Origin of the sequence: Micrococcus flavus (genome assembly GCF_014204815.1) — a bacterium.
Taxonomy (GTDB): Bacteria; Actinomycetota; Actinomycetes; order Actinomycetales; family Micrococcaceae; genus Micrococcus; species Micrococcus flavus.
Genome location: NZ_JACHMC010000001.1, coordinates 1,947,706 through 1,961,140 on the forward strand (window position 1 = coordinate 1,947,706; position 13,435 = coordinate 1,961,140).

Annotated in this window: 11 protein-coding genes and 1 tRNA gene; 8 read left to right on the forward strand and 4 right to left on the reverse strand. The window is 73.7% G+C overall.

The window, feature by feature from the left end:
* Window positions 1-21: 21 nt before the first annotated feature.
* Together BJ976_RS09035 and BJ976_RS09040 are read right to left on the reverse strand one after the other, a co-directional pair.
* On the reverse strand, window positions 22-483 hold the full coding sequence (locus BJ976_RS09035; protein ID WP_135029968.1) for a hypothetical protein: 462 nt from the start codon (window positions 481-483) through the stop codon (window positions 22-24).
* Between the two features lie 50 nt (window positions 484-533).
* Window positions 534-1,544 (reverse strand): aldo/keto reductase, encoded by a 1,011-nt coding sequence (locus BJ976_RS09040; RefSeq protein ID WP_135029966.1) that lies wholly within the window; start codon window positions 1,542-1,544, stop codon window positions 534-536.
* Between the two features lie 57 nt (window positions 1,545-1,601).
* On the opposite strand from BJ976_RS09040, the gene BJ976_RS09045 reads away from it, so the two are divergent.
* Complete coding sequence (locus tag BJ976_RS09045; protein ID WP_135029964.1) at window positions 1,602-2,504, forward strand: fumarylacetoacetate hydrolase family protein; 903 nt, start codon at window positions 1,602-1,604, stop codon at window positions 2,502-2,504.
* Window positions 2,505-2,586: 82 nt separating this feature from the next.
* On the opposite strand, the gene BJ976_RS09050 is transcribed toward BJ976_RS09045, so the two are convergent.
* A complete protein-coding gene (locus BJ976_RS09050) occupies window positions 2,587-3,837 on the reverse strand; it encodes an endonuclease/exonuclease/phosphatase family protein (protein WP_135029962.1) in 1,251 nt (416 codons plus the stop codon).
* A 105-nt stretch (window positions 3,838-3,942) separates the two neighbouring features.
* On the opposite strand from BJ976_RS09050, the gene BJ976_RS09055 reads away from it, so the two are divergent.
* The 6 genes from BJ976_RS09055 to BJ976_RS09080 all read left to right on the forward strand — a co-directional run bounded on the left by BJ976_RS09055 (window position 3,943) and on the right by BJ976_RS09080 (window position 12,518).
* Window positions 3,943-4,677 carry an NADPH-dependent F420 reductase gene (locus tag BJ976_RS09055; protein ID WP_135029960.1) on the forward strand — a complete coding sequence of 245 codons (735 nt, stop codon included), beginning with the start codon at window positions 3,943-3,945 and terminating at the stop codon, window positions 4,675-4,677.
* A gap of 122 nt (window positions 4,678-4,799) precedes the next feature.
* Window positions 4,800-6,416, forward strand: coding sequence for a DUF5129 domain-containing protein (locus tag BJ976_RS09060; RefSeq protein ID WP_135029958.1), 1,617 nt, complete (start codon window positions 4,800-4,802; stop codon window positions 6,414-6,416).
* A gap of 240 nt (window positions 6,417-6,656) precedes the next feature.
* A complete protein-coding gene (locus BJ976_RS12260) occupies window positions 6,657-7,628 on the forward strand; it encodes a lamin tail domain-containing protein (protein WP_477461452.1) in 972 nt (323 codons plus the stop codon).
* The gene (locus BJ976_RS12195; RefSeq protein ID WP_135029954.1) at window positions 7,598-10,570 is read left to right on the forward strand and encodes a metallophosphoesterase; all 2,973 of its coding nucleotides are present in this window, start codon (window positions 7,598-7,600) and stop codon (window positions 10,568-10,570) included. Before BJ976_RS12260 ends, BJ976_RS12195 begins: the two co-directional genes overlap by 31 nt.
* Before the next feature lie 245 nt (window positions 10,571-10,815).
* Complete coding sequence (locus BJ976_RS09075; RefSeq protein ID WP_135029952.1) at window positions 10,816-11,307, forward strand: carboxymuconolactone decarboxylase family protein; 492 nt, start codon at window positions 10,816-10,818, stop codon at window positions 11,305-11,307.
* 11 nt (window positions 11,308-11,318) lie between these two features.
* Window positions 11,319-12,518 (forward strand): pirin family protein, encoded by a 1,200-nt coding sequence (locus BJ976_RS09080; protein ID WP_308421558.1) that lies wholly within the window; start codon window positions 11,319-11,321, stop codon window positions 12,516-12,518.
* Between the two features lie 231 nt (window positions 12,519-12,749).
* Here BJ976_RS09080 and BJ976_RS09085 read toward each other — a convergent pair.
* Window positions 12,750-12,826, reverse strand: a tRNA-Pro gene (locus BJ976_RS09085).
* Between the two features lie 220 nt (window positions 12,827-13,046).
* Between BJ976_RS09085 and BJ976_RS09090 the strand changes: the two genes are divergently transcribed.
* Entirely contained in the window at window positions 13,047-13,424 is a 378-nt protein-coding gene (locus tag BJ976_RS09090; RefSeq protein ID WP_135029951.1) for a hypothetical protein, read from the forward strand.
* Window positions 13,425-13,435: the final 11 nt, after the last annotated feature.

The window sequence follows — 13,435 nt, forward strand, 5'->3', positions numbered from 1 at the left end:
CGGGACTCTGACAGCCGTCGGTCAGCCGCGCGGACCCGGCGTCCCGAGGGCGAGGTCCTCCCCGTGGAAGGGCTCCCCCGTGGGGTCGAGGGCCAGGTACACGTCCCGCTCCACCGTGCCGTCGGGGTGCACGAGGTCCGCGGTCAGGCCGCTGCCGGACTGGCGGACGCGCTCCACGTGGTCCACCCCGTACTTGGTGCGCACGTTGGCCTCGAACGCGTGCAGGCCCTCCACGTGCCGCCAGGCCCCCACGCCGACGGCGACCAGCCCCGCCACGAGGACCGCGGCCCCCAGGCGCCGCTGCAGGCGGGCGTCCTCGAGGACGCGCACCTCCGCGTGGCGGCCGGCGCGGGCGGCCTCGGCGCGGTGCCGGCGGCCGCGCCCGATCCCGAGGGCCAGGAGCGTCCCCCCGACCACCACGAGCACGAGCGCGCCCCAGTAGGCGAGCCACGGCGTCGTCAGGTCCACCGGGATGTACGGCATGCCCACGTCCTCCCCCAGGCCGGCCCGTGACGAGCGTCACGGTGCGGATGTCAGGGAAGCGTCTCACCGCGCGCGGCGGTCCACAAGCGGTGCCACTGGGCGCCGTCCATCCGGGCGGCCGCGTCCTCGGCGCCCGCGCACGCCGCCAGCCGCGCCGGGTCCTGCGAACCGACCACGGGACGCACGCCCCACGGCAGGCGCAGCAGCCACGCGAGCACCACGGCCTCGCGGCTCACCTCCAGTTCGAGGGCCACCTCCGCGACGACGGCGGCGGGACCGCCCGCGGCCGCGAGCGCGGCCTGCTCGGCCCGGTCCCGGGGCACGGAGCCGTCCGAGCCGCGCGTGTACCGGCCCTGGGCGAGCGGTCCCCAGGCCTGCAGCTCGATCCCCTCGGCGGCGCACACGGCGCCCAGGTCGGCGGCCCCCGCGGTGGCGGGGGCGTCGTCGTGGTTGGCGAGGACCACGGCCTCCACGAGGGTGCGGTGGTGCAGGCCCAGCTCCATCTGCACGCACTGCAGCCCGGTGCCGTCCGCGGCGAGTCCGGCCAGGGCGCGCTGGTACTCGAGGACCCGCGCCGTGCCCATGTTGGACACCCCGAGCCGGCGCACCAGGCCGGCCTCGCGGGCGTCGAGGAACGCGCGCACGGTGTCCGCCACGGGCGTCAGGACGTCGGGGCGGTGGATGAGCAGGGTGTCCACGGCGGCCAGGCCGAGGCGGTCGAGGGAGGCCTCGAGGCCGGCACGCACGTACGCCGGCGAGTTGTCGTACCGGACGCGCGGCCGCCCGTCGGGGCCGGGCTCGTGGAGGACGATGCCCGTCTTGGTCTGCACGCGCAGCGCCTCCCGCGCCGCGGCGGGCAGCTCGGCCACGAGCGCGCCCACGGTCTCCTCCGAGACGCCGGCGCCGTAGATGTCCGCGGTGTCCAGCACCGTGATTCCGGCGTCGAGCCCGGCACGCAGGGCGCCGCGGGCCCGATCACGGTCGGCACCCCATCCCATGGTCCCGAGGATCAGCGGGGATCCGGTGCGCGGCGGGGCGGGGGTCTCGTGCACGGCGGTCATGTCCCCAGCGTCTCACGGGCCGTCCCCGGTGGGGCCGCGCTGTGATGGGATGGCCCCATGAAGCTCGCCACGTTCCGCCAGCCCGACTCCGACCCGGACACCCCGGGCGCCACGTTCGCCGCCGTCGTCACCTCCGTCCACCCCGAGGATCCCGAGGTGGCGGTGCGCGTCGTCGCCATCCCGGACTGCCGGGACGTGGGCGAGCTGCTCACCGCCGAGCCCGCCGAACAGCGCGAGATGGTGGAGGCCGCCCTGCGCGGGGCGCAGGAGGACCACGACCTGCTGCTGGACGCCTCGCGCCTGGTGTACGACACGCTGATCCCGTTCCCCACCAAGGTGATCGCGGTCGGCCTGAACTACCGGGACCACATCAGGGAGACCGGCCAGGAGAAGCCGGAGCACCCGACGCTCTTCGCCAAGTTCGCCCAGTCGCTCACCGGCGCCCTCGACCCGATCGAGATCCCCGAGGAGGACCATCGCGTGGACTACGAGGGCGAGCTGTGCGTGGTGATCGGCGAGCCCGGGCGGCGGATCGCGGTCGAGGACGCGCACGAGCACATCGCCGGCTACGCGGTGGCGAACGACGTCTCGATGCGCGGCTTCCAGGGCCGCACCTCGGAGTGGCTGCAGGGCAAGGTGTGGGAGGCCTCCACGCCGGTGGGCCCGTGGCTGGTCACCCCGGACGAGCTGCCCAGGGACGCCCGCATCACCACGCGCGTCAACGGGGAGCAGCGGCAGAGCGCCAAGCTCCAGGACGTGGTGTTCTCCCCCGAGGAGCTCGTGGCCTACGCCTCGCAGATGGTCACCCTCAACCCGGGCGACCTCATCCTGACCGGCACCCCGGCCGGCGTCGCGGTGGCCCGCAAGGACGCGGACGGACGCCGGCCCTGGCTCACCGCCGGGGACGTGGTGGAGGTGGAGATCACCGGCCTGGGCCGTCAGCGCAACGAGCTCGCCTGATCCCCGTCACGACGACGACGACGCGCCGCGGCCCCGCCTCCCGGTTCACCGGGGGACGGGGCCGCGGCGTGCCCGGGGCGGCTCAGCGGCGGGGGTTCCCGGCGACCTTCACGTCCACCCACACGAGGCGGTGGTCCGAGGTGGGGAACGGGTAGGAGCCGGTCAGCTCCGAGCCCGGCTCGCCCTGGGCCGGCCAGAACACGCCGGCGTCCAGCAGCGGCAGGTTCTTGGAGGGCAGGGCCAGGTCCACGCGCAGGTTGCCCGGGGCGGGGCGGTCGTTGAAGTCGGCGGTGTCGTACCGGGGGTCGCCCTCGTGCTGGAGGTTGGCCCCGCCCTGCAGCGCGGACGCCTCGGCCGCGCCGGCCGAGGACGGCTTCGGGTCGCGGATGCGGGAGTGCTCCAGGAGCAGGTCGACGGCGCCGTCCCACGAGTCGCCGTCGAGCGGATCGGCGTTGTAGTCGCCGAGCACCACGAAGCGCTCGCCGCGCGCGAGGCCGCCGCGCACGCCCTCGTCGTCGTAGAGGTAGGCGGCGGTCCGGCCGCCGGTGATGTCGTCCGCCCACAGGCGGATCTCGTCGTGGTTGCGGCGCTGGTTGCGCTTCTCCGAGCCGTCGAAGGCGGGCGGGGTGGGGTGCGCGGCCAGCACGTGCAGGGTCTTCCCGTTGACCTCCACGGGCACGTCCCAGTGGGACTTGGAGGACAGGCGCAGCTGCTCCTCCTGCTCAGGGGTGTAGTAGTCCTCGGGCATGACGTTGCCGGGCATGTCCGCCCAGCGGAAGTCCTGGAACGTGCGGATCCGGTCCTCGAGGATCGGGTGCTGGGAGTAGATCACCATGCCGTACTGGCCCGGGAAGAGGCCGAAGCCCCATGCGTCGTTCGGTCCCCCCACGGTGCCGCTCTGGTCCAGGTCCAGACCGGAGGGCACGCCCGTGTTCACGGGGGCGGTGTAGCGGTAGGGGTAGTGGATCGGGTCCTGGCCGTTCTGGCCGACGGCCAGGTAGTTCTCCTGGAACAGGCGGGCGCCCTCGCCGGCGGCGTCGAAGTCGACCTCGTTGATCAGGAGGATCTCCGGGCGGGTGGTCTGCACGACCCCCGCGATGTTCCGGGCCTGCTCGTCGTCCGGGGTGGACAGGTCGCGGACCAGCTCCCCCTCGGCGCCGCGGTTGAGCGAGGCGTTGCAGGTGGCCACGCGGACCTCGTGGGCGTCCTGGACGGACGCGGCGGCGGATCCGCGCTCCGGGGCGTGGGCGGGGCGGGCGGCCTGGGCGGACGCGGCGCCGGTGACGGCGAGCGCGGCCACGGCCACGGCGGCGGACAGACGACGAAGGCGCATGGGGGACTCCTGGGACGACACGGGCGGGGATGGACGGTCCCAGGGTGGCAGGCGCGGACGAGCCGACGGTGACGAGCCGGTGAACACCCGTGGTGGGATGGGGACATGCCCTCCCTGCACGACGACGCCGCCCCCGCCTCCGCCTTCCGCCTCCCGGAGGCGGTGGGGATCCTCGGCGCGGGCCGCGCCGGCACGGCGTTGGCCCGGGCGATCGCCCGGATCCCGCGCCTGCACCCGGGGACCGCGGCGCCACGCGTCGTGATGGCGGCGACGCGCCCTCCGGCCGCGGTGCGGCGGCACCTGCTCATCCACGCGCCCGAGGCGGAGGCCGTGCCGGTCGACGAGCTGGCGGCGGGCACCGAGCTGACAGTGGTGGCGGTGCCGCGCGAGGACCTGGACGACGTGGACCCGGCGCTGCTGGCCGGCCCGCGCACGCTCGCCGTGGTGGACATGACCAACACGTGGGGCGACGAACCGGTGCCGGACTGGCTGGCCGGCCCGGGGGACACGGCGGCCGGGCCGGGGACGGTGCTGATCGCCCGCCGCTGGGCCGCGGCGGGGCTGAGCGTGCCCGTGGTGCGCGCGTTCTCCGAGATCTCCCACCACGAGCTGGGCACCGCCGGCCGGACCGAGGAGCCCCGGCGGGCGCTCGGCGTCGGGGCGGACGACCCGGGGCCGGGACGCGACGCCGTCGCCGCCCTGATGGCCGCGCTCGGCTTCGAGCCGGTGGAGTACGCGCCGCTCGCCCGCGCGGCGGCCCTGGAGCCGGGGGGTCCGGTGTTCGGACGGGAGACGGCGGCGGCCGACCTCGCCCGCGCCCTCGCCCTCCGCTTCCGCTGACGCACCACGCACACCGAGCACGTCCGCACCTGCAGCGGGCGGCCCGAGGGCACTCTCGTCCGGGCGAGGAACGGCGCCTGTGTCTACGATGGGAGGGCCCGTCCGTCGACCTCGGAGACACCGTGCCGCCCCTGCAGCAGCAGTCCACCCCGTCGCGTCCCGCCCTGGCACCCACCGTCCCTCGCCCAGACAGGAGGCGACGCGCGTCGGCCGTCGTCGGCGCCGCGCTGGCCGCCGGCGTGCCCATCGGCCCTCCGGGGGCGATGGGCGTCACGGCGTCCGCGCTCGCCGTCACCACGGCGGCCGTGGCACCGGCCGCCCACGCCGTCCCCGCGGCGCAGGTCGAGCTCGTGGACACCGCCGGCGTGATCGACCCCGCGGCCCTGCAGCGCGGCCTGGCGGACGTGGAGTTCCGCGAGCCGACCCGCGTGGTCGTCTACACGGAGCGCGGCGCGGACCTGTCCGCCCTGTCCGACGACGCGGCCTCCCAGGAGTTCAACGGCCGCGTGCTCGCCCACGCGCGCCGGACGCACCCGGAGTGGATCAGCGCGGATGGCCAGAAGTGGGCGGACGGGCTGATGGTCTTCGCCCTGGACCCGGCCAACCGCATGATGGGCGTCTACTACGGGGAGGACAGGAAGCTCAGCACGGAGCAGCAGGCGGACGTGCGCGAGGAGGCCGCCGAAGCCGCCCGGGACGCCCGCTGGACGGACGCCGCCGTGGACGCGGTGGACGGCTCGGCGGACCGGATCGGACGGCCGTGGTACCAGGACCCGGGGCTGGTCTTCGGGCTCGGCGGCGGAACGCTGGTGACGGCGGGGGTTGGCGCCGGCATCTGGGGCGCCGTCGCGCTGTCGAAGCGGGCGCGACGCAAGCGCGCCCTCGCCGACCTGGAGGCGGCCCGCGCCCACCTGACCTCCGTCACCCTGGACATGGACGCGACCGAGGTGAACGCCTCCCTCGTGCCCGCCGACGACCCCCACGGCGCCCGACTGCTCGAGCGCTTCCGGGGCTTCCGGGAGCGCGCTCTGGCGGCGACCGCCGAGCTGCAGCGCCTGGAGGAGGCCCCGGAGGAGGAGCAGCGGTCGAAGGAGTTCGAGAAGCAGGCAGCCGCGCTGCGCTCCGACGTGGCCGACCTCGACGGGCTCGACGACGCCATCGGCGCGGCCAGCACACTGCTGAACCGGCATCCGGGCTGGCAGGACGCGTGGGACCTGCAGACCGCACCGTTGCGGGAGGACCTGCGCGGGATCGAGGGGCTCCGGTCCACGCTCCCCTCCGACGACCCCGCGGTGACCGCCGGCCTCGACTCGCTCGAGGGGTTCCGGGCGGAGGCGGAGCGGCGGCTCGAGGAGCTCGGGGCCGGGTTGTCGGAGGAGCGTCTCACGCCCTCGGCCGCGCTGGACGCCCTGGAGGGCCTCCGCCGCGGCCTCACGTCCCGCGTGGACCGCCTCGCCGAGGCCGTGGTTGCCGGCGCTGGGCGCAACCGGGAGGAGCGCGAGATGATGCGCCGGGACATCGACGCGGGACGGCGCGCGGGCCGCACCACCCGGGGCTCGCTGCTCGACGCCCAGGCCGGGGCGGGCGTGTACTGGTCCGTCGGCTCGTTCCGTTCCGGCTACTCGGCCGGCCACAGCTCGATCGAGAGCAGCCGGACCTCCTCCTCGTCGTCGAGCGGCACGGGCTACGGGTCCTCGGGCGGCTCGTTCTCCGGCTCGGGATCCTCCGGACGGTTCTGAGCCCTCCCTCGTCGCTGCACCCGCCCAGGTCCCGTTACTCGGGCGTTCGTCTGAACGGGCCCGCCCGTTCACGCGAGCTCCGTTTTCAGCGGCGAAGGTGAGGCGGTCATCCCCGCCCCGATCGATGGAGCACTCATGTCGCCCCTTCACTCCGGTCCACACCGAGTGGTCGGCCTGACCCTGGCCGTCTCCCCCCTCGCCGCCGTCCCCGCGTCCGCCGCCACGGTGCCGCCGCCCCTGATGATCACGGAGCTGGCTCCCGACTCCGCCGGCGCGGACCACTTCGAGTTCATCGAGGTCACGAACACCACCGGCGCACCGATCGACCTCTCCCAGGCTAGTCTGGCCTACGTCTACGTGGACGGCGCGGACCGGACCCGGGACGTGCCGCTGCTTGTCCCGGCGGGGACCGTGGTGGAGCCGGGCGAGAGCGTGGTGCTGTGGCTGTCCTACGCCTCGGGCACGGTGGACAGCTTCGCCCGCACGGAGCAGGACTTCCGCGACCACTGGGCCGCGCAGGGCGCCGGCACCGACTACCGCCTCGTGCGCGTCGAGGGCCAGCCGGGCATGGCCAACGGCGGCGACCGCGGCGTCCGCCTGACCCTTCCGGACGGGCGCGCCACCTGGTCCTACTACCCGGCCGGCTCCGTCGCCGCGGGCAGGACGGCGCAGTTCCGGGCGGACGCCGCCCGTGAGTCCGGCACCGCCCTGCTCGAGGGCCGCGCCGGTGGACTTCGCCGACTACACGATCGACTACCTCTACCCGGCCGACGACCTGACGAACAACAACGTGGTCACCTGGCCGACCGACCCGGCGTCCTTCGTCCTGCAGCCCGGGGAGACGGCGGTCCTCTGGATCAAGAACGGGAAGAACGACCACCTCACCGCCGCGGACTTCGACGCCCACTACGGCACCACCCTCGCGGGCGGCTCCAGGCTGGTCGAGGTCCACACAGGGGGCATGGCCAACAGCGGCGCCCGCGGGATCGAGGTGGTCACGAAGACCGGGTTCTCGGTCAACCGGGCCTACTACAACCTCGGCGGCGCCGACGACACCCAGGCGGACCAGGGCATCCAGTACGCCGCAGACCCGGCGGACGTCGGGCGCCAGCGCCTGCTCGGCCTCGCCCCCGCCTCCCCCCGGCAGTCTCAGCGCCGAACAGACGCCGACGAGTCTCGTGGTGCCGCCGGCGGACGCGGCGGCGCCCGTGATCGAGGACCGCACCGCCGGTCAGGTCGACCCCTCGGCCGCCTTCCCGCTCGAGTTCCACATCACCGACGACGTCCAGGTCCGGACGGTCACGCTCACCGTCCGGACGTCCGGGATGGCCGCGGCGACGACGCGCACGATCCGCGCCGAGGAGGGGGACCTCTACCGCCACGTGATCGAGGCGGTCGACCTCACCGGCCAGCGCTGGGTGGAGTACTCGGTCGTCGCCTCGGACGGCGCGCACACCACCGAGCTGGCCACCCGCCGGGTCCCTGTCACGGGGGTGGACCAGAGCCCCGTCCGGCTGTCGGTCGGGGAGGGCGAGGTCGTCTCCGGGACGGAGCGAATCACCGTCGGCGGGGACGCCTACCCCTCGTCCGCCGTCGTCACGGTGGGCGGCAAGCCGGTGGAGGGCACCGCCGCGGCCCTGGAGGACGCCCCGGTCTTCGCGTTCGAGGCAACCGGCACCGATGCGTTCTTCCGCAACGGCGTCCTGATGGGGGACGACGTACTCCACGTCTTCGACGAGGGCTTCTACGAGCGGGAGGTCACCGTCCCCGTGGACGTCCCCCTGGACCGCATCACGGCCGGTGAGCCCCTGACCCTGAGCGTGTACGCGGGGACGAAGGCCTGGCCGAAGATCGACCCGGATGAGAACAACGACGACTTCCAGATCCGGAACCTCCGGCTGATCCTCCCGGACGGGCGGACCCTGCGCCCCGCCGGGCACGAGGACGGCACCCGCTGGATCCCCATGGGCGACTCGGCCGGGAAGAACGACGCCGTCCACGCCTCCTTCAGCCTGCCGGAGGACGCCTTCTCCGCCACCGCCTTCGACTGGGACACCACAGCCGTCGCCGACGGCGCGCACACCATCTCGGCGCAGGCCGCTGAGACGACCGTGACCCGGACGGTGATCGTCGACAACACCGGCCCGGTGATCACCACGAGCCTGGAGGACGGGGCGCAGGTGCGAGGCAGGGTCTCGCTCGACGCCGGCGCCTCGGACGCCGGCGCCGGCCTGGACGTGCTGACCGCGGAGCTGGACGGCGTCGCCGTCGACCTGCCCCACGAGGGCAGCTCCCTGGACCTGGCCGCGGGCGAGCACCGGCTCGTGCTCACCGCCCGCGACCTGGCCGGCAACGTCAGCACGCGCACGGTCGTCTTCACGACCCCCGTGGAGCGTCCGGGCGCGTCCGTAGCCGCGCCGGCCCAGGGCGCCGTGGTGCCGGGGCCGGACGTCACCCTCTCGGCCACGGTGGCGGACCCGAGCGGAGACCGGCTGGACGTCGGCTTCTTCGAGGGCCGCAGGCTGGTCCCCGGCGAGGCCGGCCTGCAGGTGAGTGCGGGCGAGACGACGGTGGCCGATGCGGTGGAGCGTGACGCCGCCGCCGTCGATACGCAGGCCCTCGCGCTCATGGCGGAGGACGACGGCCGGGAACACGTGGTCAGCTCCCAGGACGCCTTCCCCTACCAGGTGCTCGAGGTGGCCGTGGAGGACGCCGCCCCGGACGGACAGGTGCGGATCGCCTGGGACGGCAGCGCCAACGCCGAGGCGAAGGTGATCCTCTCGGCGTTCAACACCGTCACGGGCGCCTGGGAGGAGGTGGACCGCGCCCTCACCACGGGCGGCAACCCCACCGAGTTCACGCTGGACGGCCTCGTCTCTGTGGCGGACCACGTCCGGGACGGCAAGGTGCGCCTGCTCGTCCAGCACTCCGAGGGCTTCGCCCACACGGACCGCAGCACCCGCGACTCCGTGACGGCGCCGGTCCATCCGGCGGACCTGGCCCGGTCCGAGTTCGACTTCACCCTGGGGTGGGAGTCGGACACGCAGTACTACAACGAGACCTGGTACGAGCACCAGCGGGCCATCCACGACTACTTCCTGCAGTCCCGCGACCGTCTCAATCTTTCCTACGTGTTCCACACCGGGGACATCGTGGATGAATGGGACAAGCCGGAGCAGTGGGAGCGGGCGGACGCCGCCTACCGGATGCTCGACGACGCCGGACTGCCCTACGGCGTGCTGGCCGGCAACCACGACGTCGGCCACGCCCGGGAGGACTACGGGCCCTTCAGCGCGGACTTCGGCGCCCACCGGTTCGAGCAGAACCCGTGGTACGGGGGCTCCTACCAGGACAACCGCGGCCACTACGACCTGATCACCGTGGACGGCGTGGACTTCCTCATGCTCTACCAGGGCTGGGGCCCCGGCGACGAGGAGATCGCCTGGATGAACGAGGTGCTGGCCCAGTACCCAGAACGCACCACGATCATCACCCTCCACGAGTACATGCTCACCACCGGCGGGCTCGGTCCGATCCCGCAGCGCATCCAGGACGAGGTGGTGGCGACCAATCCGAACGTGTCGATGGTGTTCTCCGGCCACTACCACGACGCCTTCACGCGCGTGGACGGCTTCGACGACGACGGCGACGGCGTGGACGACCGCCAGGTCACCCAGGTCCTCTTCGACTACCAGGGGCTGGCGGAAGGGGGTCTGGGCTACCTGAGGCTGCTGCACTTCGACCACGAGGGTCAGAGAATGGTGGCGCGCACCTACTCGCCCTCCCTGCAGGACTACGACGCCGACGACCCCGGCCTGGCTCCCGAGCACCAGGAGTTCACGGTGCCCTACTCCCAGCTGGGGGTGGAGCCCAGGACGAAGACCCTGGGGACGGACGCCGTCTCCGTCGAGGTCCTGACGGGGCGGCCCATCGGTGAGCGGACGGACGTCGAGTCGGGGTCCCTCGTCGACATGGTATGGCGAGGCCTGCAGGCCGGCGAGTTCGGCTGGTACGTGCGCACCGAGGACCCGTACGGCGCCGTCGACCTCAGCGCTGTCCAGGAGTTCACCGTGACGGCACCTGAGCCCCAGCCGACCCCGGAGACGCCCGGGACCGGCGGCGGCCACCCCGGCAAGGGGAAGGGCATGTCCTGATCACAGACGACACGGGTCAGGATGGGGCGGCGAGGCTGTTCGCCGCCCATGAATCGGGGAGAGGCGATCCCCGTTGCCTCGTCGAGGCGACGGCAGGGTCCCGCTTGACCGAGCGGGGCCCTGCCCATGTCCTGGACGGGCCTCTGAGACCCCCTTCGTCGGTGGCGGCGGCGCTCGTCCCGACAGCCCCCGGCGACGGGCCTGGCCCTCTTGTCAGTGTATTTCAGTCTTGAAACACTGGGCCCATGACCAACTCCACCGAACTCCGCCAGGATCCCCTGGCCTTCTACCTGGACAAGGCCGTCCCGGACGCCTGGAAGGCCGTGGGCGCGCTGTCCGCCGCCGCCCGCACCGCCGCCGACGACGCCGGTCTCGACCGACAGCTCGTCGAACTGGTCAACCTGCGTGTCTCCCAGCTCAACGGCTGCGCCTATTGCCTCGGCGTGCACACGCGCGACGCCGTCAAGGCCGGCCTCAGCCCCCAGCGCCTCGGCCTGCTGCCCGCGTGGCGTGATTCCCCGGAGGTCTACTCCGAGCTCGAGCGCGCCGCCCTCGAGCTGGCCGAGACCGTGACGGAGCTGCCGGAGCAGGACCAGCAGCAGTACGTGCAGGTCTCCACGCACCACGTGCTCACGGACGCGCAGTACGCCGCGGTGCAGTGGCTCGCGATCGTCATGAACGTCACCAACCGCATCAGCATCCTCTCCCACCACCCGGTCCGCCGCCGGGACGCCTGAAGGAGGCCGTCGTGTCGAACCGCGAGCAGGACCCGCAGGTCGAGGTTGGCAGCGCCGGCCGCGCCGCAGCCACTCCCGACGCCGCCGCCCCCTCCCCCGCCGAGGCCGGCGGCCTGCGGGAGGACTTCCCCGCGCCGCGCTTCACGCAGGGCCTGAGTTCGGGGGTGAGCGAGCACGAGGGCGAGGGCTGCGTCGTCGAGCTCCTCGAGCCGCGCGCGGTGCCGCTGGGCGGACCGCGCGCCATGACGGTGCAGCGCTCCCTGCCGCAGCGGGCCCGCAGCCTGATCGGTGCGTGGTGCTTCCTGGACTTCTACGGCCCCGACGACGTCGCCGCCACCGGGGGCATGGACGTCCCCCGCCACCCGCATACCGGCCTGGCCACGGTGTCCTGGCTGTTCGAGGGGCGGATCGACCACGTGGACTCCGCCGGGAACTGGGCCACGGTGCGCCCGGGCGAGGTCAACCTGATGCACGCCGGCCGCGGCGTCACCCACACCGAGTACTCCACCGCGGACACCACCGTCTTGCACGGCGCCCAGCTCTGGTACGCCCTGCCGGATGCGCACCGCTTCTCCCATCCGGACCTGCACTCCCACCGCCCGGATCCGGTGATCGGCGAGGGCTGGGAGGCGAAGGTGTTCCTCGGCGAGCTCCTGGGCCGGCGCTCCCTGGTGCCCACGGCCATCCCGCTGACCGGCGCGGAGCTGCGCCTGCAGCCGGGGGCGGAGATCGTGGTGGAGGTGCCCGCCCACCACGAGCACGGCCTGCTCACCGTCTCCGGCGCGGTCACCCTGCAGGGCGTGGACGTGCCGGCCGCGCACCTGGGGTACGTCGGACCGGGCGCGCGGCGGCTGACGGTCCGCGCCGGGGACGAGCCGGTGATCGCGTTGCTGATCGGCGGCGGGCCGCTGGGCGAGCAGATCATCATGTGGTGGAACTTCGTGGGCCGCACCCAGGAGGAGATCGAGACCTGGCGCGCCGCCTACCAGCAGGAGATGGGCTTCGAGACCCCGACACCGGACTCGCCGCTGCGCCGCGAAGCCGACGAGCCGCTCGGCGAGCAGGTCGGCGGCGCCCTGTTGGACTCCCTGGTGGGCACCGCCTACGACGACGGCCGCCCCTTCCCGCAGTTCGGCGCCTTCCCACCGGACCCGAAGGGCCCGATCCCGGCACCGCCACTGCCCAACACCCGCATGCGAGCCCGCGGCTGACCACCGCTCCGCCTCGCCCGCCTCCGCTGACGCGACACGCGTGCCCCATCTTCTTTAGCGGACGCAACACGCCCACCCGCGCAGCTTTCCCTGACGCCCGCAGCCCGCGGGCGTGAGCGCTGTCCCCCTGCACCCCTCTCGGAGGGGTCTGGGAACGAACGAGGCGCGGAGAGGACGGCGGCCCGCGCAGACGACGAAGGCCCCCGCTCTGCTGAGCGGGGGCCTTCCGTATGGTCGGGGTGACAGGATTTGAACCTGCGACCTCGTCGTCCCGAACGACGCGCGCTACCAAGCTGCGCCACACCCCGTCAGACCGCACAGCGGCGGACCAACAGGGGATGACTGTACCAGCCCCCTCTCCTCCGCGCCACTCCACCAGCGCCTGGCCCTGCGGGCAACGATGCTGCCGCCATGATGGTGGTCGATCGATGTCGAAGGAGAAGACACATGATGATCCGATGGCGCCCGCGCCGGTCCGCTTCGTCGCCTGGAGAGACGTCCCGCCCCGCAGTGAGCGCCCCCGTGGGGATGAGCGAACTGGATGAGCATCTGGCCGACCTCCGCGGGCTGCTGACGGCGGAGCGCTCCCGCCTCCGCCCGGACACCTTCGCCCTCCTCTGGGCGGCCCTCGAGCACACGGAAGGGCTCCTTCCGTCGTGGGACCGCTGCGCCGCGGTATGTGCGGCCGACGCACTCCAGCTGGTCGACGTGCTCACCCGGCGGGTGCTTCCCGGGCTGCGAGACTTCCTCGTCCTTCCCGACACCGACAAGCCGGCCCACGCGGACCTCTTCCACGACGACGTCCACCGCTGGACGGATCAGATCGCCCGTCATCGACGCCGCCTCTTGCGGGTCATCACGAGCCGGCAGGACGCTCGGCGGGAGATCGACGGGCCTCGTGGATGAGGCTGGGAGGC